A 25,217-nucleotide genomic window follows, 5' to 3' on the forward strand; every position below is an offset into this window, starting at 1 on the left:
TGACGATGAAAAAAACGCTTGTTGCCGCACTCTGCATGTTCGCAGCCACGCATGCCCTTGCAGGTGGTATCGAACAACTCCACCAGTTCCTCAACGGCACCAGGACAGCCCGGGCGACCTTCACGCAGAACGTCATCAGCAAGAGCGGCAAGGCTGGCCAGAAGGCCAGCGGCAGCATGTTGTTCCAGCGCCCCGGCAAGTTCCGCTGGACCTACGAGAAGCCCTACAGCCAGCTCATCGTGGGTGATGGCAGCAAGCTGTGGACCTGGGACAAGGATCTCAACCAGGTTGTCGTGAAGCCCATGGGGAGCGCGCTCGGCGCCAGCCCGGCCGCGCTGCTGGCAGGGGACGACGACCTCGACAAGAACTTCACACTGAAAGACGCTGGCGAACAGGATGGCCTCGCCTGGCTGGACGCTACGCCAAAGACCACGGAAGCCGGCTTCGAGCGCGTGCGCATCGGCTTCAAGGGCGGCCTGCCGCAAGCCATGGAAGTGCGCGACAACTTCGGCCAGACGACCATGCTGACGTTCGCATCTTTCGAGCGAAATCCCTCGCTGGGTGCGGACAACTTCCGCTTCACGCCGCCCAAGGGGGCGGACGTGGTGGGTGAGTGAGTCCCCTGTTTATGGCGCGCTTTGCGTCGCAAGCGACGCTCTGTGGATTCCCGCGTCCGCGGGAATGACAGACATGCGCCGTGGCGACGCTCCCGTCATTCCCGCGGACGCGGGAATCCACAGGCGAGCCGCAGGCGAGTGATCGTCAATGCGACAACCAGCCGTCTACATCCTCTCCAGCGGCAAAGAAGGGACTCTGTACATCGGCGTGACCAGTGATCTCGTCAAACGAGTCTGGGAGCACAAGCAGGACGTGGTCGAAGGTTTTACAAAGCGATACCGGGTGCATCAGCTTGTTTACTTTGAGCAGTACGCTGACATGCTGTCCGCCATCACGCGCGAAAAGCAGCTCAAGAAATGGAACCGACTCTGGAAATTGCAACTCATTGCCGAGCACAATCCAGCATGGCGGGACTTGTGGCCCGATATCTGCGGCTGATTGCGTCGCAAGCGACGCGCTGTGGATTCCCGCCTGCGCGGGAATGACGTCTTAACAACCGGTTTCCCCTTTTCATGGACGACCTCTTCGCCGATCAGCAGCCCGCCGGCAATGTCCCACTTGCCGAGCAGTTGCGTCCCAAAACGCTCAGCGAGGTTGTCGGCCAGTCGCACCTGCTCGGGGTGGGCAAGCCGCTGCGTCTCGCCATCGAGTCGGGCAAGCCGCACTCGATGATCCTGTGGGGGCCGCCCGGGGTGGGCAAGACCACCCTGGCGCGGCTCATGGCGACGCATTTCGACGCCGAGTTCCTGGCTTTGTCCGCCGTGTTTTCCGGCGTCAAGGACATTCGCGAGGCCATGACGCAGGCCGAGGCGAGCAAGGCGCGTAGCGGACGGCACACCATCCTGTTTGTCGATGAAGTGCATCGCTTCAACAAGGCGCAGCAGGATGCCTTCCTGCCTTATGTTGAATCCGGGCTCGTCACTTTCATTGGCGCGACGACCGAGAATCCCTCGTTCGAGGTGAACTCCGCGCTGCTGTCACGCGCCTCGGTATATGTGCTCGACAGTCTCAAGCCGGCCGAAATGCAGCAGCTGTTCAGCCGCGCACTCAGCGAAGCGCTGAATGGGTTGCGCTTCACGGATGAAGCGCGTGATCGCCTGATCGGTTGGGCCGATGGCGATGCACGGCGCTTCCTCAACGTGCTTGAAACCCTGCGTACCGCTGCGGGCGCGGCCAAGGTCAGCGAACTGGACGGCGCATTCGTCGAGAGCACGCTGGCGCAGAACCTGCGGCGCTTCGACAAGGGTGGCGAGGCTTTCTACGACCAGATCTCTGCGCTCCACAAATCGGTGCGCGGCTCCAATCCTGATGCCGCGCTGTACTGGTTCGTACGCATGCTCGACGGCGGCGCTGATCCGCTCTACCTGGGTCGTCGCATCGTGCGCATGGCCAGTGAAGACATCGGCCTTGCCGATCCGCGCGCGTTGCGCATCGCGCTGGATGCCTGCGAGACCTATGAGCGCCTGGGCTCACCCGAAGGCGAGCTGACGCTGGCGCAGGCGGTGATCTACCTTGCCTGTGCAGCCAAGTCGAACGCTGCCTACATGGCGTACAACGAAGCGCGCCGCTTCGTGCAGCAGGACGGCAGCCGCCCGGTGCCCTTGCACTTGCGCAACGCGCCGACAAAGCTCATGAAGGAATTAGGCTACGGCAAGCAATATCGCTACGCGCACGACGAACCCGGTGCGTATGCGGCGGGGGAAGATTACTTTCCGGAAGGGATGCCCGCAGTCGATTGGTATTCACCAACCGACCGCGGACTGGAGGCGAAGATCGCCGAGAAACTCGCTTACCTGAGGAGGCTCGATCGACACGCGAGAGGTGAAGATCAATGAGCGAGCGGGTGCGCAGATCGGAACTGCGCGTACACGTGTAGCACGTGTTCTGCTTTGGCAAGCTGGCCATCGCGAATCGCGGTCTGGACCATCTCGGCCAGGCATAGGTCCATCTGACCTACACCATCTTCGGTTTGCACGAGGCTGCATGCGACTGTCGCAGCGACTTCGTGCGGCAAATGTTCGTGCAGGGCGAACAGCTCGACCTCTTCTTCCGTGAGATCGCAGTAATCCAGACAGTCGCGAAGAGAGAGCATCTGGGGCCTCCTTCCTGCATCAAATGTCGTCTTTTGTTAACTCAAGCTAGGCAGCCAGCGGGTGGAACGCCAGTAGCGCTTTGCAATGACGCGAGAGGCTGCCGATAGCTCCGCCCCAAAACCCTGATTTTTGAGACAATCCACCGCTCGAATGACATCAGAACGCGCCCAGCACGCACAAAAGCCATGCTAGACATTCAGCTACTCCGCACCCAGCTCGACACCGTTGCCCAGGCGCTCGCGACACGCAAGTTCCAGCTCGACACCGCCGCTTTCCAGGCGTTTGAAGACGAACGCAAGACCCTGCAGGTGCGTACGCAAGAGTTACAAGCGAAGCGCAACAGCCTCTCCAAGCAGATCGGCATGCTCAAGGGCAAGGGCGAAGACGCCTCGGCTGTCATGGCCGAAGTGGCGGGGCTTGGCGACGAGCTGAAAGCGGGAGAAGAAGCCCTTGCCGCGCTGCAGGGCAAACTCAACGACTTCCTGCAACGCATTCCCAACCTGCCACACGCCTCCGTGCCCGTCGGGACCGACGAAACCGGCAACGTGGAGGTGCGCAAGTGGGGCGCGATTCCCCAATTCGCGTTTGAAGTGAAAGACCATGTCGACGTCGGCACGCCGCTGGGTCTGGATTTCGACACGGGAGCCAAGCTATCCGGCGCGCGCTTCACCTTCATGAAGGGTGGCATCGCCAGGCTGCACCGTGCGCTCGCCCAGTTCATGCTCGACGTGCAGACCACTGAGCACGGCTACACCGAGTGCTATACGCCGTACATGGTCAATGCAGAATCCCTGCTTGGCACCGGCCAGTTGCCCAAGTTCGAAGCCGACCTGTTTGCGGCGAAGAAGGGCGGGCAGGAGGGCGAGGGCGAAGCGCTGTACCTGATCCCGACTTCCGAAGTCACGTTGACCAACACCGTGCGCGGCGAAATCGTCGCCGCCGCCGACCTCCCCATCAAGCTCACCGGCCACACGCCGTGCTTCCGCTCAGAGGCAGGCAGCTACGGTCGCGACACCCGCGGCATGATCCGCCAGCACCAGTTCGACAAGGTCGAAATGGTCCAGATTGTTCATCCCGAGAAGTCTTACGAAGCGCTGGAAGAGATGGTCGGCCACGCCGAGGCCATTCTGCAGAAGCTCGGATTGCCGTACCGCGTCATGGCGCTGTGCACCGGCGACATGGGTTTCGGCGCGACCAGGACCTTCGACCTTGAAGTGTGGCTGCCTGCGCAGAACGCCTACCGCGAGATTTCGTCCGTCTCCAACTGCGAGGCCTTCCAGGCCCGCCGCATGCAGGCTCGCTTCAAGAACGAGCAGGGCAAGAACGAGTTTGTGCACACCCTCAACGGCTCTGGTCTCGCTGTGGGTCGCACACTCGTCGCTGTCCTGGAGAACTACCAGCAGGCTGACGGCTCGGTGGTGATCCCCGAGGCGCTGCGTTCGTACATGGGCGGCCTCGAAAAACTCATCCCCTGAGCTAGTCAGACTGAAAGAGTGCCGCTATAATGCGCGGCTTCGCGGAGAGGTGGCAGAGTGGTCGAATGTACCTGACTCGAAATCAGGCGTAGGTGCAAGCCTACCGTGGGTTCGAATCCCACCCTCTCCGCCAAGATCACCTGAATGCCCCGCAAGGGGCATTTTTGTTTCTGGCCTTCAGGCTTTCTGCGAAAGGCTCCCCTCGCCCGCCGGCGGGAGAGGGGTTGGGGGAGAGGGCGGCTTTGCACTCTCCAGCATCGGAAAGCCGCCCGCATGAACGATCAGGAACTCCTCCGCTACTCCCGCCACATCCTGCTGCCCGAGCTTGACGTTGCAGGCCAGGAGGCCATCCGCAAGGCCCGTGTGCTCATCGTCGGAGCTGGCGGTCTGGGCTCCCCGGCTGCCATGTACCTCGCCTCTGCAGGTGTCGGCACGCTGATCCTCGCTGACGGCGACACGGTCGACCTCACCAACCTGCAGCGCCAGATCCTGCATCGTAATGACGCCGTCGGCCGCTTCAAGGCCGAATCGGGCCGTGACATGCTCGCCGCGCTCAATCCTGATGTCGTCACGATTGCCTTGCCACAACGTCTCGAAGGCACACTGCTGGATGCGCACATTGCCGAGGCCGACGTGGTGCTCGATTGCTGCGACAACTTCGCCACGCGGCACGCGATCAACCGCGCCTGCGTCAGGTACGCCAAACCCCTCGTTTCCGGCGCTGCAGTGCGCTTTGACGGTCAGCTCAGCACTTTCGACCTGCGCAACCGTGCAAATCCCTGTTATCACTGTCTGTTCCCGGATGGCGAAGACGTCGAAGAGACGCGTTGCGCGGTCATGGGCATCTTCGCGCCGCTGACGGGCATCGTCGGCAGCATGCAGGCGGCTGAGGCGCTCAAGCTCATAGCGGGCTGCGGCGAGTCCATGGTGGGTCGCCTGCTGGTCATTGACGCACTCGACATGAGCCTGCGTACGCTGCGTTACGGCAAGGATGCAGGCTGCCCGATTTGCTCGGGCTCCGCGGAATAGATCCGGCTTCTGGCAGCGTTCAGGAGCTCATCGACGGGAGTTCACGCACCGGATGATCTCCGCATTGCTCGGCAGATTCAGACAGTCGCGTTTGTCGCCTGGGGCACGTTGCGCTGGAGCCGCTGGCGCCGGTTGTGGCGCGGGAGCGGGAGGTGTCGGTGCTGCGGCCGGAGTGGGTGCCGGTGCTGCGACGGGCTTGGGCGCTTCGATGCGGGCTGGCGCTGGCTGTACGGGTGCTGGTTGCGGCACGGGTTGAACCGCCGCTGGCGCGGGTGGGGGCGGCTCAGCGACCGGCTTGGGCAGCGGGGCATCAACTGAGGGGGCTGTTGGCGCTCGTACGGGGTCAGGGATCCGCGTCTGCTGGGTAGCAGGTTGCGCACCGGACGGCGCCGGCGCTGTGGGCGGTTTGCGGAGGGGCTCTTCGACGACAGCAGGCTGCGGTCTGGTCGATGTCGCCGGGGCGGCAGTCGGACGCGGGCGCTGGATGAAGTCGTAGATGTAGTCCAGTGCCTGGCGGTACTCGGTGGTGTCGATCGCGTTGCTGAGAAGCGTGAAGCCGAGGGCGGCCTCGGGAGAGATGCGCACCATGCCGCGCGTCTGGTAGCGGAATTCGCCGGGGGCTCCTCGTAGCTCGGCAGCCGTGAGGACCGACAAGGAGCCGTAGCTGCCATGCACGCGGATCGGTGATAGCGTCACCTTGCGTTCGATGGATTGGCGCAGCGAGGGTTCGGCGTTGCGCGTCACGGTAGCCGCGATTTTATCGGGCGTGTTGAAACGGGCTTGCGTGAGCGGGTCTGCGAGGAAGTAGAGGGTGAGGCTGAGCGCTTGCCCTTGCTTGGGTCGCACGCGTACGTCAGCGAAGCGGTCGGTGGCTTCGGTGAGTACTTCGGGGCGCCACTCGTTCGTTTCCGGCAGCGTGTAGCGATCACTGGGACCCAGCACGATTTCGCGGAGGTTTGCCGACGTCTGCGCCTGCGCCGGCATCAACGTAGCCAGCAGGTACAGCAGGGTGGCGATGACGGATGTGTGTTTTTTTATCATTGGAAAGGCTCTTGTCTCCGCGGGGTGTCTCCGGGAACCGCGGACGGGCTGTGCCGGGGCGCCAGTCAACCACTGATAGCCCCCGACCGCAAGCCCTCGGGTCTGTTTCAGGCTTTGCTCAGGTGGGCCAGCACGCGCAGGTCATCACCGACCTTGCGGAAGTCATCAAAGACCCATTGCGATGCGTCGGCCAGACGCTCCAGGCCGGGCAAGTCGAGCATGCCGCGCGCGTCGCTGCCAAGGACTTTGGGTGCGAGGTAGAGCAGAAGTTCATCCACGCATCCGGCAGCAAGCAGAGCGCCATTGAGACGGCTACCCGCTTCGACGAGGACTTCGTTGTAGCCTCGCTGGCCGAGGGCTTCCATCAATGCATCGGGGGCAACGTGGCCGTCCCGGGCGGGTAGGGCGAGGATTTCAGCGCCTTTGGCTAGCAGTTCAGCATGACGGCCCGGGTCAGCAATACATGTAACGATCAGGGTGTTGCCATCCCGCAGGATGGCAGCCGTCGAAGGTGTACGAAGCTGGCTATCGACGACGATCCTGGCGGGCTGTCGGGGTGTTTGTACGGCGCGCACATTGAGCTGGGGGTCGTCTGCCAGTACGGTGCCGATGCCTGTGAGCACAGCGCAGCTGCGTGCGCGCCAATGGTGGCCGTCGGCACGTGCGGCATCTCCGGTAATCCACTGGCTCTCGCCATTGGCCATTGCCGTGCGGCCATCCAGGCTGGCGGCGATCTTGAGGCGTAGCAGGGGAGTGCCCAGGGTCATCCGTTTGACGAAGCCGCGATTGAGCGCGAGGGCTTCGTCGGCCAGCACATTCGGGGTAACGTGAATGCCTTCTGCGGCGATACGTGCGAGTCCCTGACCGGCTACCAGTGGATTTGGATCCTGCATGGCCGAGACGACGTGGCCAACGCGGGCGCGGATCAGGGCGTCGCAGCAGGGCGGTGTGCGGCCGTAGTGGGCGCAGGGCTCCAGCGTGACGTAGACCGTGGCGCCTTCGACCGAATGACCGCGTCGCGCAGCGTCTTCAAGTGCCTGGATTTCTGCGTGGTTCTGACCGGCGGGTTGCGTGAAGCCTTCACCGATGACCTTGCCTTCCGGGCTGACAATGACGCAGCCAACGCGGGGATTGGGCGTGGTTGTGTAGAGACCACGTTCAGCCAACTGCAGAGCACGGTGCATGAATTCCGGGTTGATCATGGCTTGGTGGTGCGGTCTGTCATGCGTGATCGAGTGCGTGATCGATTTGGTCTCACCCGGCCCTGACGGGCCACCCTCTCCCGCAGGCGGGCGAGGGAACGGCTGGGTTCAGGCCTTGCGCGTGCGCGGCTTGCTGGCAGCCTTGTGTGCAGGCTCCAGCTCGCGCAGCACTTCGGCGAATTCTTCGGTGTCTTCGAAGTTGCGATAGACCGAGGCGAAGCGGATGTAGGCGATCTTGTCGAGGCGCTTGAGTTCGCGCATGACCAGTTCGCCAACCTTGTCTGAAGGGATTTCGCGCTCGCCCAGTGAGAGCAGACGGCTTTCGATGCGTTCGATGGCGTTGTCGACGCTTTCGGCGGTGACAGGGCGCTTGCGCAGTGCGAGTTTCATGCTGCCGAGCACCTTGTCGCGCTCGTATTCGCTGCGGCTGCCGTTTTTCTTGACGATCTGGGGGAGCTTGAGCTCGATGCGCTCGTAGGTGGTGAAACGCTTGTCGCACTCACCGCAGCGACGACGGCGACGGATGAGGTCGCCTTCGTCGTTTTCGCGCGTGTCGGTGACTTGCGTGGAGGGGGCGTTACAGAAGGGGCATTTCATGGCGTGGCCGCCATGAAAGTGAGGAGTGAGGAGTGAGGAGTGAGGAGCAACGGCCCGGCCTCGCCGCTGCGCGGCATCGGATCGGGCTGGGGGGTACATACCGTGATGGTTTTACTCCTCACTCCTGACTCCTTTATCCTCACTCTACGGAGCTCAAGCTCCGTAGACCGGGAACTTCTTGCACAGTGCGCTGACTTCTTCGCGTACCTTGGCGAGCACGGCTTCATCTTCTGGCGCGTCGAGTACGTCAGCGATGAGGTGGGCCACTCGCTCAGCTTCAATCTCGGTGAAGCCACGTGTGGTCATCGCGGGGCTGCCGATGCGGATGCCAGAGGTCACGAAGGGCTTTTCCGGATCTTTCGGAATCGCGTTCTTGTTCACCGTGATGTGTGCCTTGCCCAGCGCGGCTTCGGCAGCCTTGCCGGTGATGTTCTTGGGACGCAGGTCGAGCAGGAACAGGTGGCTTTCAGTGCGGCTGGAAACGATGCGCAGGCCGCGTTGCTCGGACAGCACGCGGGCCATGACGCGAGCGTTGGCCACCACTTGCTCCTGGTACTTGCGGAACTCGGGCGTGGCCGCTTCCTTGAAGGCCACGGCCTTGGCTGCGATCACGTGCATCAGCGGGCCGCCTTGCAGGCCGGGGAAGATGGCCGAGTTGATGGCCTTCTCGTGCTCGGCACGCATCAGGATGACGCCGCCACGCGGGCCGCGCAGGGTCTTGTGTGTCGTGGAGGTCACCACATCAGCGTGCGGTACGGGGTTCGGATAGATGCCAGCGGCGATGAGGCCGGCGTAGTGAGCCATGTCCACCCAGAAAATCGCGCCGACTTCCTTGGCGATCTTTGCGAAGCGCTCGAAATCGATGCGCAGGGCGTAGGCCGAGGCACCGGCGACGATGATGCGCGGCTTGTGCTCACGAGCCAGGGCTTCCATGGCGTCGTAGTCGATCTCTTCCTTCTCGTTGAGACCGTAGGAGACGACGTTGAACCACTTGCCCGACAGGTTGAGGGGCATGCCGTGGGTGAGGTGACCACCTTCGGCGAGGCTCATGCCCATGATGGTGTCGCCGGGCTTGGCGAAGGCCATCAGCACAGCCTGGTTGGCTTGCGAGCCGGAGTTGGGCTGCACGTTGGCGCAATCGGCACCGAACAGCTTCTTCAGACGGTCGATGGCGATCTGTTCCACCACGTCCACGTGCTCGCAGCCGCCGTAGTAACGCTTGCCGGGGTAACCCTCGGCGTACTTGTTGGTCAGTTGCGAGCCCTGGGCTTCCATGACGGCGCAGCTGACGTAGTTTTCAGAGGCGATCAGCTCGATGTGGTCTTCCTGACGCTTGTTTTCGGCCGACACGGCGGCAAACAGTTCGGAATCAACCTTGGAGAGGACGTTTTGCTTGGAGAACATGGGTTTCTTTGCAGTGCACGAATAAAGGCGAATGATAGCAAGACGGGCTGCTTTGGGCCATTTGGCGGGCTCTGGCAGGCTGCTTGGTCGGAATGTAGCGGCAGTGTGGCGTGTTGTCTTGTGTGAAGAAAAGCGAATTGTTTTCATGACTTGCATGAATCCTGTTCATGCGTAGCCGGACTCAGACGGGCAGCTCGTCCAGACTGTTGCCAAGGTGGGCGGTGTCGTTCCAGCTGAGCATCTGCCAGCGTCCGGCTTCGTGGGCAATCCAGTTCAGTGCCGCATTACCCAGTTCGAAGTTACGTGGCAGGTCAAGCGCCATGCCGGTAACGTGGCGGCGGGCTGCATCCAGCACACCGCCATGCATGACCAGCAGGATTTGCTGGCCGGCATGGCGTTGGGCCAGGGTCTCCAGCGTGGCGGCGACGCGGGCGTAACACTGGCGCAGGCTTTCGCCCTCGGGCGGGACGAAATCCGGCTCGCGGCGCGTGACACGCGCCTGCATCTCGGGGAACAGCTGCTCCGCTTCCTGGCGTGTGTGGCCCTGAAAGATCCCGAAATTCCGCTCGCGCAGTGTGCTGTCGGGAATCACTTTTTGCCCGCGCGGTGCCGCTACGGCCGCTGCCGTGTGCAGGGCGCGTTGCAGGTCGGAACTGTAGATGGCGTGGAACGGAGTGTTCGTGAGCACCGCGGCAAGGGCGCGTGCCTGGCTGCGCCCGGTGGCGTTGAGGGGGATGTCCTCGTGGCCTTGCAGACGGCGCTCGACGTTCCAGTCGGTTTCACCGTGCCGGACGAGGCACATGCGGGTGTGAAGGGGAGACATGTGGAAAATACGGAGCAGGGCGAGCGGCGGAAAGGGCCAAAGTATATGTCGCCGGTCAGCAGAGGCTGTCGGGAATTTCCGCAGCCGGGTTAATGCCAGTATCCTTGGCGCCCTGAATCGTGGCCCGGAACCGCGATCTGTTAAACATGTGCGGGCACCTGCGCAGCCCGCCTGGAGACAACATGCAGGCTTTACTGAAGTGCTCGCGGGGCATCGATGCCCTCAATGAGTGGGTCGGACGACACATTGTCTGGCTGATCCTGATCATGGTGCTGATCAGCGCCGGCAACGCCATCGTGCGCAAGGTCTTCAATTCCAGCTCGAACAGCCTGCTGGAAATCCAGTGGTATCTGTTTTCCGCCGTGTTCCTGCTCGGTGCGGGGCACGCCCTGTTGCGCAACGCCCATGTGCGCATCGACGTGATTACCGGGCGTTTCAGCCAGCGCGTGCAAGCCTGGATCGACCTGTTAGGCACAGTGTTCTTCCTGCTGCCCGTAGTGGGCGTGATCTGTTGGCTGTCCTGGCCCTGGTTTGTCGATTCATGGCAGAGCGGTGAAGTGTCGGCCAGCGAAGGTGGTCTCGTCCTGTGGCCCGCGCGCCTGCTCATGCCGGTTGGCTTTGCGCTGCTGCTGTTGCAGGGGCTTTCCGAACTCGTCAAACGCGCGGCGTTCCTGATGGGCCTAGTCAGCTTGCCCGTCGCCGCAAATGAAGGCCCGAGTGACGAAGAAGCGCTCGCTGAAGACATCCGTCGCGCACGTGGTCTGTCGCAAGATGAAGCGGAGACCGGCAAATGATCGAGTTCCTCATCCACAACATGGCGCCGTTGATGTTCGGCGCAATGGTTCTGCTGCTGTTGCTGGGATATCCTGTCGCGTTTTCGCTGGCCGCATGCGGCGTGATCTTCGGCGTCATCGGCATCGAGCTGGGCATGCTGCCTGCCAGCCTGTTCCAGGCCATGCCTTCGCGCATCTGGGGGGTGATGAGCAATGACACCATGCTTGCCATTCCATTCTTCACCTTCATGGGGTTGATTCTCGAGCGCAGCGGCATGGCCGAGGATCTGCTCGACACCATCGGACAGCTGTTCGGGCCGGTGCGAGGCGGGCTGGCCTTCGCCGTCATCTTCGTGGGTGCCATGCTGGCAGCCACAACTGGCGTGGTGGCTGCGTCGGTCATCTCGATGGGCCTTATTTCGCTGCCCATCATGCTGCGTTATGGCTACGACCGGCGCCTCGCCAGCGGCGTCATTGCCGCCTCGGGCACGCTGGCGCAGATCATTCCCCCCTCGCTGGTGCTGATCGTCATGGCCGACCAGCTCGGCAAGTCGGTCGGCGACATGTACAAGGGCGCCTTCATTCCCGGATTCGTGCTGACCGGTCTCTACGTGCTGTACGTCATCGGCGTGGCGCTGTTCCGCCCGCAATGGGTGCCCGCCCTGCCGGCAGAGGCGCGCACCATCCGCGAGGCAGACGGCCGCAGCGGTCTGCGATCGCTGGGCGTACTGGTGCTGGTGGCGTCGACGCTGGCCGTCGGTTTCATGTTCACCGGCGGGCCCGAAGCGATCATGTCCTTCATGCGCAATGACGTCGTCGAGCATGTCGCAACCGATGAAGGCATCGTCATCGGCATGTGTGCCTGGGCGCTCGTGGCCTACGTCGTGGCGCGCGCCAACCGCAGCCTCAAGCTGGGCCTGCTATCGAACATGGCCGAGCGCTTCACCTTCGTGCTGATCCCGCCGCTGGCGCTGATCTTCCTGGTGCTGGGCACCATCTTCCTCGGCGTGGCCACGCCCACCGAAGGTGGCGCAATGGGCGCACTCGGCGCGCTCGTCATGGCGGTGGCGCGCAGGCGTCTCAATGTCGGCTTGTTGCGCCAGGCCATGGAGTCCACTGCACGGCTCTCGACCTTCGTATTGTTCATCCTGATCGGCGCGCGCGTGTTCAGCCTCACGTTCTATGGCATCGATGGTCACATCTGGGTCGAACATCTGCTGTCAGACATGCCCGGCGGCCAGCTCGGCTTCCTGGTCTTCGTGAACGTGCTGATCTTCGTGCTGGCGTTCTTCCTCGACTTCTTTGAACTCGCGTTCATCATCGTGCCGCTGCTCGCGCCCGTCGCGCAGAAACTGGGCATCGACCTGATCTGGTTCGGCGTGCTGCTGGGCATCAACATGCAGACCAGCTTCATGCACCCGCCGTTCGGCTTTGCCCTGTTCTACCTGCGCTCTGTCGCACCCAAGGCCATCAAGACGACCGACATCTACTGGGGGGCCGTGCCCTTCGTGGGTATCCAGATCATCATGGTGGCGCTGGTGATTGCCTTCCCGCAGCTGGTGACCTTCGGGCTGGACAAGGCGCAGGACGTCGATCTCGACAAGGTCGAGATAAACATCCCCGGTGACGAGGCGCCAGCAATGGAAGCCCCAGTGATCACTGGTGATGAGCCGAGCTCACCGGCCGGGGCGTCGGAGCCCGCAGCGGAAGATGCTGGAAATGACGACCTGATGAAGCAATTGGGCGGGAAGTAAAGCGCGTCGTCAGGACAACAAAAAACCGGCCATTGGCCGGTTTTTTTTGGGTGCGGGAACTCAGGCCACGGTGACCGGAATCTTGCCGATGCGGGCCTGCCACTCCTTCGGCCCGGTGTTGTGCACCGAAATGCCGGTCGAATCGACAGCGACAGTGACCGGCATGTCCTGCACTTCGAACTCGTAGATGGCTTCCATACCCAGGTCGGCGAACCCGACGACGCGGGCTGCCTTGATTGCCTTGGAAACGAGGTATGCAGCGCCGCCCACGGCCATGAGGTACACCGACTTGTGCTTCTTGATGGCCTCGATGGCTGCCGGGCCGCGCTCTGACTTGCCGATCATGCCCAGCAAACCGGTTTCAGCGAGGACCTGTTCGGTGAACTTGTCCATGCGCGTCGCCGTCGTCGGGCCTGCCGGGCCAACCACTTCGTCGCGCACCGGGTCGACCGGGCCGACGTAATAGATGAAGCGGCCACGGAAATCGACCGGCAGCGCTTCGCCCTTGTTGAGCATGTCGGTCATGCGTTTGTGCGCAGCGTCGCGGCCGGTGAGCATCTTGCCGTTGAGCAGCAGCACGTCACCCGGCTTCCAGGAAGCGACTTCTTCGCGCGTCACGGTGTCGAGGTTCACACGGCGACCCTTCGAGGTGTCGTAAGTCAGCTTCGGCCAGTCTTCCAGCGAAGGTGGGTCGAGGTAGACCGGGCCGGAACCGTCGAGCACGAAGTGCGCGTGGCGCGTGGCCGCACAGTTCGGGATCATCGCCACGGGCAGATTGGCCGCGTGTGTCGGGTAGTCGAGCACCTTCACATCGAGCACGGTCGTGAGGCCGCCGAGGCCTTGTGCGCCGATGCCCAGCGCGTTCACCTTCTCGTAGATTTCCAGGCGCAGCTCTTCGGCACGCGTTTTGGGGCCTCGCTTGATGAGATCGAGGATGTCGATCGGCTCCATCAGCGCTTCCTTGGCCAGCAGCATGGCCTTCTCGGCCGTGCCGCCAATGCCGATGCCCAGCATGCCCGGCGGACACCAGCCCGCGCCCATGGTCGGTACGGTCTTGACGACCCAATCGACGATCGAGTCCGAAGGGTTGAGCATGACGAACTTCGACTTGGCTTCCGAGCCGCCGCCCTTGGCCGCGACAATCACCTCTACCTCATCGCCCGGCACAATGCTCACGTTGATCACCGCAGGCGTGTTGTCCTTGGTGTTGGTGCGCTTGCCGGCCGGATCGGCGAGCACCGAGGCGCGCAGCTTGTTGTCCGGGTAGTTATAAGCCTGACGCACGCCTTCATTCACCGCATCTTCCAGCGAGCCCGTGAAGCCCTCCCAGCGCACATTCATCCCCACCTTCAGGAAGACGGTGACGATGCCCGTGTCCTGACACAGCGGGCGATGGCCTTCAGCCGCCATGCGCGAGTTGATGAGGATCTGCGCCATCGCGTCTTTGGCGGCAGGGCTCTCTTCCATCTCGTAGGCGCGGGCGAGGTTGGTGATGTAGTCCACCGGGTGGTAGTAGCTGATGTACTGCAGCGCGCCGGCAACGCTTTCGATGAGGTCGGCTTGCTTGATGGTGCTCATGGCTTGCTCCGGAATTACGGGGGGAATTGTTTGCCGTCATTCCCGCGAAGGCGGGAATGACGAAAGTGTCAGTGCTCCTGCTTGAGCGGCTGATGATGCGACATCAGACGGTCGCAATAAGCGATGGCCATCGCCGAGAGCAGGAAAGCGATATGGATGCCCGTCTGCGCAAGCAGCATCTTTTCACTGTAGTTCTCGGCGTTGATGAATGTCTTGAGAAGATGGATGGACGAAATGCCGATGATGGCTGTCGCCAGTTTTACCTTCAGCACCGAGGCATTCACGTGCGACAACCACTCCGGCTGGTCCGGATGCCCTTCGAGGTACATGCGCGACACGAAGGTTTCGTAACCACCAACGATCACCATGATCAGCAGGTTCGAGATCATCACCACATCGATCAGGCCCAGTACCACCAGCATGATGGTCGTCTCGGTCAGCTTGCCTGCGTTGCCACCATGGCCCACCGCAGCCACCACGTGTTCGAGTGCCGCCTTGTTGCCCATCGCCGCGCCGATCAGATCGATCAGCTCGACCCAGAAATGGAACACATAGACGCACTGCGCGAGGATCAGGCCGAGGTACAGCGGCAGCTGCAGCCAGCGGCTCATGAAGATGAGGTTGGGCAAGGGGCGCAGGGGCTTGTTGGGGTTGTTCATGGCGATTCTGAGGGGTTGGTGCAGCGCGCAAGTATAGCTGCCGGCGGCGGTGGTCGGGCTGAACTGCAGAGCCCAGAAAGCAAAACGCCCACCGCGGACGGTGGGCGTTTTGTAAAGCAGAAACGGATCAGACCGAACGGCGGCGAGCCATCAGGCCGATCATGCCGAGACCGGCGAGCAGCATGGCGTAGGTGCTGGCTTCGGGGACCGGAGTAATCAGGCCCGTAGCTGCATCCAGCCCAACAGAGTTGGACTCTTGTGCGGAAGCCCAGTTGGTCGTGTTGGCGATCGCGGCCTTCAGATCGGCTACTGACGCGTAGGTGCCGGTCGGGTTGAATTCAGCCCAACGACAAGCAGCGGCTGTGGTGCAGGCCGTAGCTGTCGACAACACGGCCGTCACTTCCGTCGACAAAGTGCTTACACCGCGAATGTTGGTGAGTGTGATGCCCGAGATACTTGCGGGGTCATCTGAGGAAGCGTAAGGAGTCGCGCGATTGCTGATAGCGGCCAAGGTGTTGGCTGCAGAAGGAACGGTGTTAAACGTGGACGACGTCGCCAGATAAGCATAAAGCGTGTCGCCGCTCGAGCTCACGTTAAAAGCAGTAGCGGCTCCGCCCGTACCCGCGCCCAGGTTCACAACAGAACCCGTGCTCGCAACCTGTGCAGTCGACGAGCCATTATTTGTAACAGTGATGATGGTGCCTGCATCAACTTGGCTCGTGGCAGTCCACGACCAGAAAGTCTCTGGCGTAGTAACGAACGTGCCGTTGGTCTGGATGCTGGTGTCCGTGAAATAGATCGTCGTACCGAGCGCGATATCTGCGAAGGTAGCGAACGACCAACCGCCCACGGTGGTGTTGGTGCTCAGGCCGGTGAAGGCGATATCGCCTTGAACCAGGGCATGCGCGCCGCCAATCGATGCAGCAGCCAGCGCAACCGCTGCAGCCATCTTCTTCATATGAATCATGTCAACCTCTCCACAAAAGTGTTTTATTGGTAGCAATGCGTCTACAACCCGAGCATCGCCCCCGCAGCGTACCCCAATGACCTGACGGCTGCCAGAGGGGAGGTCGTATCCGGATTGCTGAAATTTGCCTTGCTTATCAATGTTCTGATTTGCAAAACGGGTTTCGTGGTCCGGGCGCCTGGAATTTTGGCACCGGTTCCAAGTAAGCAATCGGCATGCCGGCCTACTAAATCACTGATTTTTATGCTGTGATGAATTTCACGAATTTCACTTTTGTCAAATTCGCCGACAAATATCCGGGGAAAAGCGTGGCCGGCAGTCTTCCGGCATCCGTATGCCCTTGATCGGAAGGCGAAAATGCTGCGGTGCCGCGTACGCCAGAAGTCCTCAGCGCGGGTGGATGAGGGCCTTGCCTGCTTCGACTTCGAAGCGGGCGAGTGTTTCGATCCCTGAGTCCGCCCTGGTGGGGTCGACAACGGCGCGCAGGGTGGTTGTGAGCCTGTCGGGCTCAAGTTCGACAACGCCATAGCCACGTTTGAAGCCATCGCCGAAGACGAAGTGCGGGTTTTGTTTGATGTGGTTGGGGATGTTGTCGCCACCGTTGCTGTTCGAGCTGATGCTGGTGCCGGTGAATTCGACGCCGATGCTGGGGCTATCGGGCTTGTTGTAGTCGGCTTTGATGTGGCCGACCCAGTTGGCGTGCACGTCGCCGCCGAGCAGGACCGGGTTGGGGCTCCTGTTCTGGATGAGGGCGTTGATGAGCCGCTGGCGCGTGGCAGGGTAGCCGTCCCAGGTGTCGTTGCTGACGCCGGGGTTCTTCGTGCTGCCATAAAGGGTCTGGCCGAAGCGGGTGGTCTGCACGATCAGCGTCCAGCGTGGTTTGGTGCCGGCGGCCTTGAGGCCGTCGGCGAGCCAGCGCTCCTGTTCCATGCCCAGAAAGGTTCTGGCGGGATCGGCGAGTTCGCTGCAGGCGTCGCGGCGGATGGTGTGTGCGCCGCGCTTGTCGGGGTCAAGGCAGGCCTGCGGGCTGCGGTACTGGCGACAATCAAGGATGTGGAAATCGGCGAGCGTGCCGAAGCTGCCACGGTCGTAGATGCGCATTTCGGCACCGTCCGCGAGGCCGGTCAGGGCGCGGGTGAGGGTGCGGGCGCGCATGGGCTGGTTTTCATAGAAAGCCTGGTAGGCGGCGGCGCGGCGCGCGGCGAAGTCGGTCTCGGCGACAGGGTTGCTTAGGCCGGCATAGTCGTTGATGACTTCGTGGTCGTCCCAGGTCATCAGCCAGGGGCAGGCGGCATGCGCGCCCTGCAGGTCGGGATCGCTCTTGTAAAGCGCGTAGCGGTCGCGGTAGCTGGCCAGATCGGTGGGCTTGGGCAGGTCGTGCGAGCGGATGTCGTTCTTGCCTCGGCTGTATTCATAGATGTAATCACCGACGAAGAACACCGCATCGACGGCCTCGGCCTGCAGGTGCCGCCAGGCGGCGTAGTAGCCATGCTCCCAGCGCTGGCAGGAGGCGTAGGCGAGGCGCATGCCGGTGACTGCCGCGCCCGGCGCGGGCAGGGTGCGTGTGCGGCCGACGCGGCTGGTGTACTGCCCGCTGCGGAAGCGGTAGAAGTACCAGCGGTCGGGCGCGAGCTCCGGTACTTCGACATGCACGGAATGCCCCAGCTCGGCATGTGCATGCGTGCTGCCTTTCTGCACGATGCGGCGAAACTGCTCGTCGTCGGCGACTTCCCAGCTGACGGGGATGGGCTTGCTGCCCAGTGCGCCGGTTTCATCTGCCATCAGGCGCGTCCAGATCACCACGCTGTCGTGACGCGGCGAGCCACTCGCAACGCCGAGTGAGAAGAGATTGCCGATGGCGTTGCCGGGCAAGGTGAGGCCGAAGGCGCTGCGCGGCAGGGATTGCGCAAGGGCGCTGAAGGCGGCGAGTTTGAGGAGGTCGCGACGGTTCACAATTGGGTGCTGGGTAGAGGGCAGGCTTGCAGTATGAATGGATTCGCATGGGGCTGAGCCAGGGTGTGCGCCGAGCTTTCAAACCCCTCCCCTCCCTCCCCTTGTCAGGGGAGGGAGACCGCGCTGGCCTGAACGGGTGCCTCCCCTGACAAGGGGAGGTTGGGAGGGGTTTGACGTTGTCCCCTACAATGCCGCCTCCCGAATTTGATGATTCCCCCAGTGTCCCTGCTCGAACTTGTCCTCGCCAAAGACCGACCCGCATTGCGGCGCCAGCTGCGTGCCTTGCCGCAGCGCGCCGATACGCTGACGGCCTTGCCTGAGGCATTGCGGGCGAAATTCGAGGCGAGTATCGCTGCCCGCGCACTGCGGCGGGAGCGCTTGCCCAGGCCGGTGTTTGCCGATGACCTGCCGGTCAACCAGCGGCGCGCCGAGATTGCGGAGCTGATCGCGGCGAACCAGGTGGTGATCGTCTGCGGCGAGACGGGCTCGGGCAAGACGACGCAGCTGCCCAAGATCTGCCTGGCGCTGGGGCGTGGCGAGGCGGGGCTGATCGGGCACACGCAGCCACGTCGCATTGCGGCGCGGGCGACGGCCGAGCGCATCGCCGAGGAGCTGCAGAGCGAACCGGGCACCCTGGTGGGCTACAAGATCCGCTTCACCGATCACACCAAGCCCGAGAGCTACGTGAAGCTGATGACCGACGGCATCCTGCTGGCGGAGACGCAGGGTGATCCATTGTTGAGCGCCTACGACACGATCATCATCGACGAGGCACACGAGCGCAGCCTCAACATCGACTTCCTGCTCGGCTACCTGCGCACGCTGTTGCCGAAGCGGCGCGACCTCAAGGTGATCGTGACCTCGGCGACGCTGGATGCAGAGCGCTTCGCCAATCACTTCGCCATCGATGGCAAAGCGGCGCCGGTGATCGAGGTGTCGGGGCGCCTGTATCCCATCGAGGTGCGTTACCGACCGATTGAGGCGGAGTCCGTCGTTCCCGCGAAGGCGGGAACCCAGCGACTCTCTGGATCGTCGCAAACGTCACTGGATTCCCGCCTTCGCGGGAATGACGGCAAAAAGGCAGACCGGGATCTGTACGAAGCCATCGTCGACGCGGTCGACGAGTTGCAGCGCATCGGGCTCGGCGACGTGCTGGTGTTCCTGCCGGGCGAGCGCGAGATCCGCGAAGCGGCGGAAGCCTTGCGCAAGCACCATGCGCCGGGCACCGAGATCCTGACGCTGTTCGCGCGCCAGTCGGCGGCCGAGCAGCAGCGCGTGTTCGGTCGATCTTCGGGGCGGCGCGTGGTGTTGTCGACCAATGTGGCCGAGACCTCACTGACGGTGCCGGGCATCCGCTATGTGGTCGACACGGGCTTGGCGCGACTCAACCGTTATTCGATCCGCAACAAGGTGGAGCTGCTGCAGATCGAGAAGATCGCGCAGAGCGCGGCGAAACAGCGGGCAGGGCGTTGCGGGCGTGTGCAGGACGGTGTGTGCATTCGCCTTTACGCCGAAGAAGACTTCGCACGACGCCCCGGGCATACCGATCCGGAAATCCTGCGCTCGTCACTGGCCGGCGTGATCCTGCGCATGAAGTCGTTGAAGCTGGGTGCGGTGGAGGACTTCCCCTTCATCGATGCGCCGCCTGCGCGGGCGATCGCGGATGGGTATCAGTTGTTGCTTGAGCTGGGCGCAGTGGATGAGGTGGCGTCCCCTCTCCCGAAATCGGGAGAGGGTGGCCCGAAGGGCCGGGAGAGGGAGGCAACGTTGGCTGCTGTCGGCGCCGCTTTGGAAAAAGCCCTCTCCCCCAACCCCTCTCCCGCAAGCGGGAGAGGGGAGCGCAGTGCGGACTCGCGTCCGGAAAATCGGCTGGAACTCACCGCCATCGGCCGCGAACTCGCCAAGTTGCCGCTGGACCCCAAGATCGGCCGTATGCTCATCGCGGCGCGCGACCGCCACTGTCTGCGCGAAGTGCTGGTGATTGCCTCGGCCCTGTCGGTGCAGGACCCGCGTGAGCGGCCGCCCGAGCAGACCGGCACGGCGGATCAGGCGCATGCGCGCTTCCGCAGCGCGCCGGACGACAGGAACGAACCGCGCTCGGAGTTCATGTGGTTCGTTAACCTCTGGCGGCAGTTTGATGAAGTGTGGAAGCACGAGTCGTCGAGCAAGCAGAAGGCCTGGTGCAAGCAGCACTTCCTGTCATGGTTGCGCATGCGTGAATGGCGCGATGTGCATGGACAGTTGCATGCGCTGTGCGCGGAGCATGGTTGGGTCAGGCGAGAGAGCCCCGATACCGTCATTCCCGCGGAAGCGGGAATCCAGCGACGTTCAGATGGCGGGTCAAAGACACTGGATTCCCGCCTTCGCGGGAATGACGGAGAGTCATACGAGTCCATCCACAAGGCCTTGCTGACCGGCCTGCTGGGCCACATCGGCCTCAAGCAGGAAGAGACGGTGGGGCAGAACGCCGGGGCGTATCTGGGCGCACGCGCCATCCGATTCTGGCCGCATCCGGGGTCATTCCTCGCGAAGAAGGCCGGCAAGTGGATCATGGCGGCCGAGCTCATCGACACCTCGCGGCTTTACGCGCGCTGCATTGCGAGAATCGAGCCGGAATGGATCGAGGAAGTCGGCGCGCATCTGATCAAGCGCCAGACCTATGAGCCGCACTGGGAGAAGCGCCACGGCGCCGTGCGCGCTTACGAGCGCGGGGTGTTGCACGGCATCACGCTTTACGCCAGGCGCCCGGTGGCGTTCTCGCACATTGACCCGGTGGCCTGTCGCGAGGTGTTCATTCGCGAAGCCCTTGTCGAAGGCGATCTGGACGAAGGGCAGGCCAGGGCCATGCCGTTCTTCCAGCACAACCAGCGCCTCATTGCGGACATAGAGCGGCTCGAGCAGAAGATGCGCCGGCCCGATCTGCTGGTCGACAAGGCGCTCATCGAGGCCTTCTACGACGCGCAGATTCCGGCCGACGTGTGCGACGTGCGCAGCTTCGAGGCCTGGCGCAAGCAGGCGGAACGCAAGAACCCGCGCTGTCTGCACCTTGAACGCGAGCAGCTCATGCGTCACGAGGCGGCCGGCATCAACAGCGAAAACTTCCCCGGCACCATGCCCGTGCTGGGGCAGAAGCTCAAGCTGAGCTACGTGCACGAACCGCGTGACCCTGAAGACGGTGTGACGCTGACCGTGCCGCTGGCCATGCTCAACCAGGTGCCGGCGAACCGTTGCGAATGGCTGGTGCCCGGCATGCTCGAAGAGAAGGTGACGGCGCTGCTCAAGACCGTGCCGCAGAAGCATCGCCATCGCCTGCAACCGATTGGCGAGAGCACGCTGGATTTTCTGGCGGCAGTGGAAGAAGGCAAGTACGACCGCGAGCAGCCGCTTCTGCGGGCACTGCAGGGCTTTGTGGAAGACCGCGTGTCGTTGCAACTGCCGCTGGAGAGCTTCCGCAGCGAGAACCTCAACCCGCATTGCTTCATGAACTTTCGCGTCATCGACGAACACGGCCGCGTGCTGGGCCAGTCGCGCAACCTGATGGAGCTGCGCACGCGGCTCAAGGATCAGGTGGCAGCGGCGTTTCGCGCGGGGCTGGTGGAAGGCTCGATGGGCGCGCAGTTGGCGGGCTTGAAGGTGCAGGGGAAGGAAAGTGCTGAAGAGCCAGCCCTCTCCCGGCCCTCCGGGCCACCCTCTCCCGCAGGCGGGAGAGGGGAGAAAAACACACCTCTCCCGCCTGCGGGAGAGGGGCAGGGGGAGAGGGCCGCTGTGGCGCTCAGCAACCTCACCACCTGGAGCTTCGGCGTCCTGCCCGAACTGCTGGAAGTGAAGATAGCCGGTCGCACCGTGATCGGTTTTCCGGCGCTGCATGATGACGGCGATTCGGTCAGCATCCGCCCCTTCGACACCGAAGAAGAGGCGGCCAAGGCGCACTTCAAGGGCCTGGGCCGATTGTTCGCGCTGACGCTCAAGGACCAGGTAAAGGCCATCGAAAAGCTGCCGGGGCTGCGCGAGTTGTCGCTGCAGTTCATGCCTTTTGGCAGCGAAGCGGATCTGAAAGCGCTGCTGGTGCAGGCCACGCTGGCACGCACCTGCCTGTTGTCGCCATTGCCCACCGACGCGGACAGCTTCACGAAGCGTGCGCAGGAGGCCAAGCCGCGCATTACGCTGGTGGCGCAGGAGCTGATGCGTCTGGTCAGCAGCCTGGTCACAGAGCACGCTGCCATCACGAAGAAACTGGTGGGCCTGAAGAACGCCGGCGATCTGCCCTCGGACATCCAGGCGCAACTGACGCGATTGATGCCCAAGGACTTCCTCGTGTCCCAGCCCTATGAGCGGCTGACGCATTTCGCGCGTTACCTCAAGGCGGCAGCGATGCGCGTCGACAAGTGGCGCAACAATCCGGCGCGCGATGCCGAGTTGCTGGCTGATTGGCGTTCGCTGGCGCAGCCCTTCGAGCGAGAACTGCTCGCGCAGCGCAAGGCGGGCGTCATCGATGCGCAGATGGAAGAGTTCCGCTGGCTGCTCGAAGAGCTGCGCGTGAGCCTCTTCGCGCAGGAGCTCAAGACGCCGACACCGGTGAGCGTAAAACGCTTGCAGAAGATCTGGGACGCTCGGCCGCGATAAGGTGGGCTCGGTGGGCCAGCCCGTTGGTTCCGGCTTGAACGCCGTAGGCACACCGTGCCCACCCTGCAAACAGGTCATCCCCCGGCGCAAGCGCGCGCAGGGCGGCTGAATCTGCCGCGCCTATGGCGGCAAGATTTGCCGCTCCACGTTCGGGTGCTTTTTGCAAGGAAAAAAATTCTTTCATAACAATGGCTTGTGCCTGAATTTTTGCGTCTGTTGGACATGGCAAAGGAATTGCTATGACTGGACGTAGATAGCAGGGTCTGTTGGCATTCATCCGACGGTTGCGCGGACACTGAATTCGACACAGAACAAGGCGCGGCGACGCCGACAGGGTGGTTCCATGGCAAGGAGCCGCAACGAAGTGCTGTGACGAATTCAGTACCCGCCCGATGGGTTGAATCGCAGGGCTCGCCGTACTGCGTTGCGCTCCTTGTGTGGGGGCGCCCCCCCGCACTGCGTCGCGCGCCTTGTCCGGCAAGCCCTGCGATTCAACGCAATCCGCCGGATGAGTGTCAACAAACCCTTGGAGTGCCCGTCATGAGTCTGCTCAGTATCAGTCTTACTGCCTTGAGTGCCGCCCAGGCAGGGCTGACTACGACCGGGCACAACATCTCGAATGCCAACGTCGATGGCTACAGTCGCCAACGCGTGGCGCAGTCGGCGATGGATCCGTTGTTCTCGGGCTCGGGCTTTTACGGCCAAGGCACGCGCATCGATACGATCCAGCGCGTCTACAGCGGCTTCCTGCAAAGCCAGGTGCTGGCTGCAAGTTCGGCACGTACCGAGTTTGACACCTACGCCACCGAGATCAAGCAGATCGACAACCTGCTGGCTAACGAAAGCGCCGGTCTGTCGCCCGCGATTCAGGGCTTCTTCAAGGGCATTCAGGAGCTGTCGACCAATCCCTCCAGCATTCCGTCGCGCCAGGCTTTGATGTCGGCCGCCTCGACGCTGGTTGAGCGATTCCACGCACTGGATCAGCGTCTGGGTGAGATCCGCACCGGGGTGGAGTCCCAGATGGCCGAATCGGCCACGACCATCAATGCGTTGGCCAAGCAGGTTGCTGATCTCAACCAGCGTATCCGCGAGACTGAAGTAGCTGGCGCAGAAGTCGCAGCGAACGATCTGCACGACCTGCGCGACCGCCTGATAAAGCAGATCAACGACGAAGTCCGCGTGACGTCGACGACCCAGTCCGACGGTTCGATCAACCTGTACTTCGGCAACGGACAGCCGCTTGTGGTGGGCAAGGACGCGACGGCCCTGTCCGTCGGGCCGTCGCCCAACAACCCCGAAGATCAGGCCGTCTATATGACTCTGGGTGGCGTGAACATCCGCGTGCCTGACAGCCTCATCAATGGTGGGCGCATGGGCGGGCTATTGCGCTTTCGTGACGAGGCCCTGCTGCAAGCCGAGACGGCGCTGGGGCGCCTTGCCGTGGGCATCAGCAAGAACGTCAATGACATTCACGCCCAGGGGGTCGATCTCGATGGCCAGCTCGGTGGGCGCTTCTTTTCGAATCTCACGCCGGTGATCAAGCAGTCGGGCGGCACGGGTACGGCAACAGTGTCGGGGACGTACTACACCGCCACGTCGCGTGGGATCGAGGACCTGAAGGCTGAGGACTACACGCTGACTTATGCCACGGCGACGGGCTACACGATGCGCAGACAGTCTGACAACACCATCGTCTATCAAGGTGCTACGCCCCCCGATGGCACGACGACTGATGCGACCGACACCGACAAGACTTTGCGTTACGGCTTCTCGCTGAGCATCACTGGCACGCCGGTGGACGGTGACCGCTGGGTGGTCAAACCCACGCGCGATGCAGCGGCGGAGATTTCGCTGGCGATTCAGGATGTGCGAAAGATTGCGGCAGGTCTGCCGTTTGCGATGGCGGCCGAGACGGGCAACAGCGGCACGGCCAAGATCGGTGGCGGCACCATCGTGGCGACCGTGGGCGCATCGAGCGGTGCAGGTACAGGCATCGACACTGTCGGCGCGGACGGCATTCCGGACTTCAACGCGATTACGCTGACCTTCAATTCGGCGACCAACACCTTTTCCGCAGTTGACTCCACCGGTACGGCAATCACCCTGCGTGTGCGCAGTGGAGCCAGTACGAGTGACCCCAAGGATGCCGGCTTCCCCGGCGGCACAACGGCGGCAGACAACACTTACAACCCGGCATTGGACGGTGCAGGCAAGACTTTCGAGTTCGGCTCGCCAGCCATCTCTTTCACGATCACCGGAACACCGGGCAACGGTGACAGTTTCCGCATCACCGCCAACAGCACGGGCATCTCGGACAATCGCAATGCGCTGGCGCTGGCTGGCTTGCAGAACGTGAAGACCATGCTGAGTGGTGGTGCCAGTTACGAATATGCCTACTCGCAGCTGGTCAGCGATGTGGGCACCAAGTCGCGCGATGCCGAGATTGGCGTCGATGCGCAGACGGCGTTGCTGGAGCAGGCCCAGGCCGCGCAACAAAGCCTGTCGGGGGTGAATCTGGATGAAGAGGCCGCCAACCTCTTGCGCTATCAGCAGGCCTATCAGGCTGCCGCACGCGCGATGAACATCGCCAGCAAGCTCTTTGATGAGATCCTTAACCTGGCTTGAGGT

Annotated in this window: 19 protein-coding genes and 1 tRNA gene; 10 read left to right on the forward strand and 10 right to left on the reverse strand. The window is 62.8% G+C overall.

Annotated features, from left to right (window positions below; translation table 11 throughout):
• Window positions 1–5: 5 nt before the first annotated feature.
• From lolA to ABEA02_RS02790, 3 genes are all read left to right on the forward strand, one after another.
• Entirely contained in the window at window positions 6–617 is a 612-nt protein-coding gene (lolA, locus tag ABEA02_RS02780) for an outer membrane lipoprotein chaperone LolA (RefSeq protein WP_345531296.1), read from the forward strand.
• 148 nt (window positions 618–765) lie between these two features.
• Window positions 766–1,056, forward strand: a complete 291-nt coding sequence (locus ABEA02_RS02785) for a GIY-YIG nuclease family protein (protein ID WP_345531297.1) — start codon at window positions 766–768, stop codon at window positions 1,054–1,056.
• A gap of 74 nt (window positions 1,057–1,130) precedes the next feature.
• Window positions 1,131–2,453 (forward strand): replication-associated recombination protein A, encoded by a 1,323-nt coding sequence (locus ABEA02_RS02790; protein ID WP_345531298.1) that lies wholly within the window; start codon window positions 1,131–1,133, stop codon window positions 2,451–2,453.
• On the opposite strand, the gene ABEA02_RS02795 is transcribed toward ABEA02_RS02790, so the two are convergent.
• A complete protein-coding gene (locus ABEA02_RS02795) occupies window positions 2,447–2,710 on the reverse strand; it encodes a hypothetical protein (protein ID WP_345531299.1) in 264 nt (87 codons plus the stop codon). The genes ABEA02_RS02790 and ABEA02_RS02795 overlap by 7 nt on opposite strands.
• A 186-nt stretch (window positions 2,711–2,896) precedes the next feature.
• On the opposite strand from ABEA02_RS02795, the gene serS reads away from it, so the two are divergent.
• The 3 genes from serS (at window position 2,897) to ABEA02_RS02810 (ending at window position 5,215) form a co-directional block, all read left to right on the forward strand.
• The gene (gene serS / locus ABEA02_RS02800) at window positions 2,897–4,186 is read left to right on the forward strand and encodes a serine--tRNA ligase (protein ID WP_345531300.1); all 1,290 of its coding nucleotides are present in this window, start codon (window positions 2,897–2,899) and stop codon (window positions 4,184–4,186) included.
• A 43-nt stretch (window positions 4,187–4,229) separates the two neighbouring features.
• Window positions 4,230–4,319 (forward strand) — tRNA-Ser (locus ABEA02_RS02805).
• A gap of 140 nt (window positions 4,320–4,459) precedes the next feature.
• Window positions 4,460–5,215, forward strand: a complete 756-nt coding sequence (locus ABEA02_RS02810; RefSeq protein ID WP_345531301.1) for a HesA/MoeB/ThiF family protein — start codon at window positions 4,460–4,462, stop codon at window positions 5,213–5,215.
• Window positions 5,216–5,242: 27 nt separating this feature from the next.
• Here ABEA02_RS02810 and ABEA02_RS02815 read toward each other — a convergent pair whose 3' ends face one another.
• From ABEA02_RS02815 to ABEA02_RS02835, 5 genes are all read right to left on the reverse strand, one after another.
• Window positions 5,243–6,256, reverse strand: a complete 1,014-nt coding sequence (locus ABEA02_RS02815; protein WP_345531302.1) for a hypothetical protein — start codon at window positions 6,254–6,256, stop codon at window positions 5,243–5,245.
• Between the two features lie 107 nt (window positions 6,257–6,363).
• On the reverse strand, window positions 6,364–7,458 hold the full coding sequence (gene ribD / locus ABEA02_RS02820) for a bifunctional diaminohydroxyphosphoribosylaminopyrimidine deaminase/5-amino-6-(5-phosphoribosylamino)uracil reductase RibD (RefSeq protein WP_345531303.1): 1,095 nt from the start codon (window positions 7,456–7,458) through the stop codon (window positions 6,364–6,366).
• A 108-nt stretch (window positions 7,459–7,566) separates the two neighbouring features.
• Window positions 7,567–8,055: a transcriptional regulator NrdR gene (gene nrdR / locus ABEA02_RS02825; RefSeq protein ID WP_345531304.1), complete on the reverse strand. Its 489-nt coding sequence runs from the start codon at window positions 8,053–8,055 to the stop codon at window positions 7,567–7,569.
• A gap of 153 nt (window positions 8,056–8,208) precedes the next feature.
• Entirely contained in the window at window positions 8,209–9,459 is a 1,251-nt protein-coding gene (gene glyA / locus ABEA02_RS02830) for a serine hydroxymethyltransferase (RefSeq protein WP_345531305.1), read from the reverse strand.
• Window positions 9,460–9,640: 181 nt separating this feature from the next.
• Window positions 9,641–10,282, reverse strand: coding sequence for a histidine phosphatase family protein (locus ABEA02_RS02835; protein ID WP_345531306.1), 642 nt, complete (start codon window positions 10,280–10,282; stop codon window positions 9,641–9,643).
• A 182-nt stretch (window positions 10,283–10,464) separates the two neighbouring features.
• Here ABEA02_RS02835 and ABEA02_RS02840 point away from each other — a divergent pair, with 182 nt between their 5' ends.
• Window positions 10,465–11,076, forward strand: a complete 612-nt coding sequence (locus ABEA02_RS02840; protein ID WP_345531307.1) for a TRAP transporter small permease subunit — start codon at window positions 10,465–10,467, stop codon at window positions 11,074–11,076.
• On the forward strand, window positions 11,073–12,809 hold the full coding sequence (locus tag ABEA02_RS02845) for a TRAP transporter large permease (RefSeq protein ID WP_345531308.1): 1,737 nt from the start codon (window positions 11,073–11,075) through the stop codon (window positions 12,807–12,809). The genes ABEA02_RS02840 and ABEA02_RS02845 overlap by 4 nt, the downstream gene beginning before the upstream one ends.
• A 60-nt stretch (window positions 12,810–12,869) precedes the next feature.
• Here the strand turns inward: ABEA02_RS02845 and ABEA02_RS02850 are convergent, their stop codons facing one another.
• The 4 genes from ABEA02_RS02850 to ABEA02_RS02865 form a co-directional block, all read right to left on the reverse strand.
• On the reverse strand, window positions 12,870–14,387 hold the full coding sequence (locus ABEA02_RS02850) for a fumarate hydratase (RefSeq protein ID WP_345531309.1): 1,518 nt from the start codon (window positions 14,385–14,387) through the stop codon (window positions 12,870–12,872).
• A gap of 68 nt (window positions 14,388–14,455) precedes the next feature.
• Window positions 14,456–15,046: a TIGR00645 family protein gene (locus tag ABEA02_RS02855; RefSeq protein ID WP_345531310.1), complete on the reverse strand. Its 591-nt coding sequence runs from the start codon at window positions 15,044–15,046 to the stop codon at window positions 14,456–14,458.
• Between the two features lie 127 nt (window positions 15,047–15,173).
• Window positions 15,174–16,013: a PEP-CTERM sorting domain-containing protein gene (locus ABEA02_RS02860; protein ID WP_345531311.1), complete on the reverse strand. Its 840-nt coding sequence runs from the start codon at window positions 16,011–16,013 to the stop codon at window positions 15,174–15,176.
• A gap of 387 nt (window positions 16,014–16,400) precedes the next feature.
• Window positions 16,401–17,966: an alkaline phosphatase D family protein gene (locus ABEA02_RS02865; protein WP_345531312.1), complete on the reverse strand. Its 1,566-nt coding sequence runs from the start codon at window positions 17,964–17,966 to the stop codon at window positions 16,401–16,403.
• 219 nt (window positions 17,967–18,185) lie between these two features.
• Between ABEA02_RS02865 and ABEA02_RS02870 the strand changes: the two genes are divergently transcribed.
• Entirely contained in the window at window positions 18,186–22,589 is a 4,404-nt protein-coding gene (locus ABEA02_RS02870; RefSeq protein ID WP_425584652.1) for a DUF3418 domain-containing protein, read from the forward strand.
• 540 nt (window positions 22,590–23,129) lie between these two features.
• Window positions 23,130–25,214: a flagellar hook-associated protein FlgK gene (gene flgK / locus ABEA02_RS02875; protein WP_345531314.1), complete on the forward strand. Its 2,085-nt coding sequence runs from the start codon at window positions 23,130–23,132 to the stop codon at window positions 25,212–25,214.
• The last annotated feature ends 3 nt before the right edge of the window (window positions 25,215–25,217 follow it).

This window comes from Viridibacterium curvum (genome assembly GCF_039544165.1).
Lineage (GTDB): Bacteria > Pseudomonadota > Gammaproteobacteria > Burkholderiales > Rhodocyclaceae > Viridibacterium > Viridibacterium curvum.

Bases quoted from the DNA above. Each gene is read 5' to 3' on its own strand.
- lolA (WP_345531296.1), top strand. From the start codon at position 6: ATGAAAAAAACGCTTGTTGCCGCACTCTGCATGTTCGCAGCCACGCAT.
- ABEA02_RS02785 (WP_345531297.1), top strand. From the start codon at position 766: ATGCGACAACCAGCCGTCTACATCCTCTCCAGCGGCAAAGAAGGGACT.
- ABEA02_RS02790 (WP_345531298.1), top strand. From the start codon at position 1,131: ATGGACGACCTCTTCGCCGATCAGCAGCCCGCCGGCAATGTCCCACTT.
- ABEA02_RS02795 (WP_345531299.1), bottom strand. From the start codon at position 2,710: ATGCTCTCTCTTCGCGACTGTCTGGATTACTGCGATCTCACGGAAGAA.
- serS (WP_345531300.1), top strand. From the start codon at position 2,897: ATGCTAGACATTCAGCTACTCCGCACCCAGCTCGACACCGTTGCCCAG.
- ABEA02_RS02810 (WP_345531301.1), top strand. From the start codon at position 4,460: ATGAACGATCAGGAACTCCTCCGCTACTCCCGCCACATCCTGCTGCCC.
- ABEA02_RS02815 (WP_345531302.1), bottom strand. From the start codon at position 6,256: ATGATAAAAAAACACACATCCGTCATCGCCACCCTGCTGTACCTGCTG.
- ribD (WP_345531303.1), bottom strand. From the start codon at position 7,458: ATGATCAACCCGGAATTCATGCACCGTGCTCTGCAGTTGGCTGAACGT.
- nrdR (WP_345531304.1), bottom strand. From the start codon at position 8,055: ATGAAATGCCCCTTCTGTAACGCCCCCTCCACGCAAGTCACCGACACG.
- glyA (WP_345531305.1), bottom strand. From the start codon at position 9,459: ATGTTCTCCAAGCAAAACGTCCTCTCCAAGGTTGATTCCGAACTGTTT.
- ABEA02_RS02835 (WP_345531306.1), bottom strand. From the start codon at position 10,282: ATGTCTCCCCTTCACACCCGCATGTGCCTCGTCCGGCACGGTGAAACC.
- ABEA02_RS02840 (WP_345531307.1), top strand. From the start codon at position 10,465: ATGCAGGCTTTACTGAAGTGCTCGCGGGGCATCGATGCCCTCAATGAG.
- ABEA02_RS02845 (WP_345531308.1), top strand. From the start codon at position 11,073: ATGATCGAGTTCCTCATCCACAACATGGCGCCGTTGATGTTCGGCGCA.
- ABEA02_RS02850 (WP_345531309.1), bottom strand. From the start codon at position 14,387: ATGAGCACCATCAAGCAAGCCGACCTCATCGAAAGCGTTGCCGGCGCG.
- ABEA02_RS02855 (WP_345531310.1), bottom strand. From the start codon at position 15,046: ATGAACAACCCCAACAAGCCCCTGCGCCCCTTGCCCAACCTCATCTTC.
- ABEA02_RS02860 (WP_345531311.1), bottom strand. From the start codon at position 16,013: ATGATTCATATGAAGAAGATGGCTGCAGCGGTTGCGCTGGCTGCTGCA.
- flgK (WP_345531314.1), top strand. From the start codon at position 23,130: ATGAGTCTGCTCAGTATCAGTCTTACTGCCTTGAGTGCCGCCCAGGCA.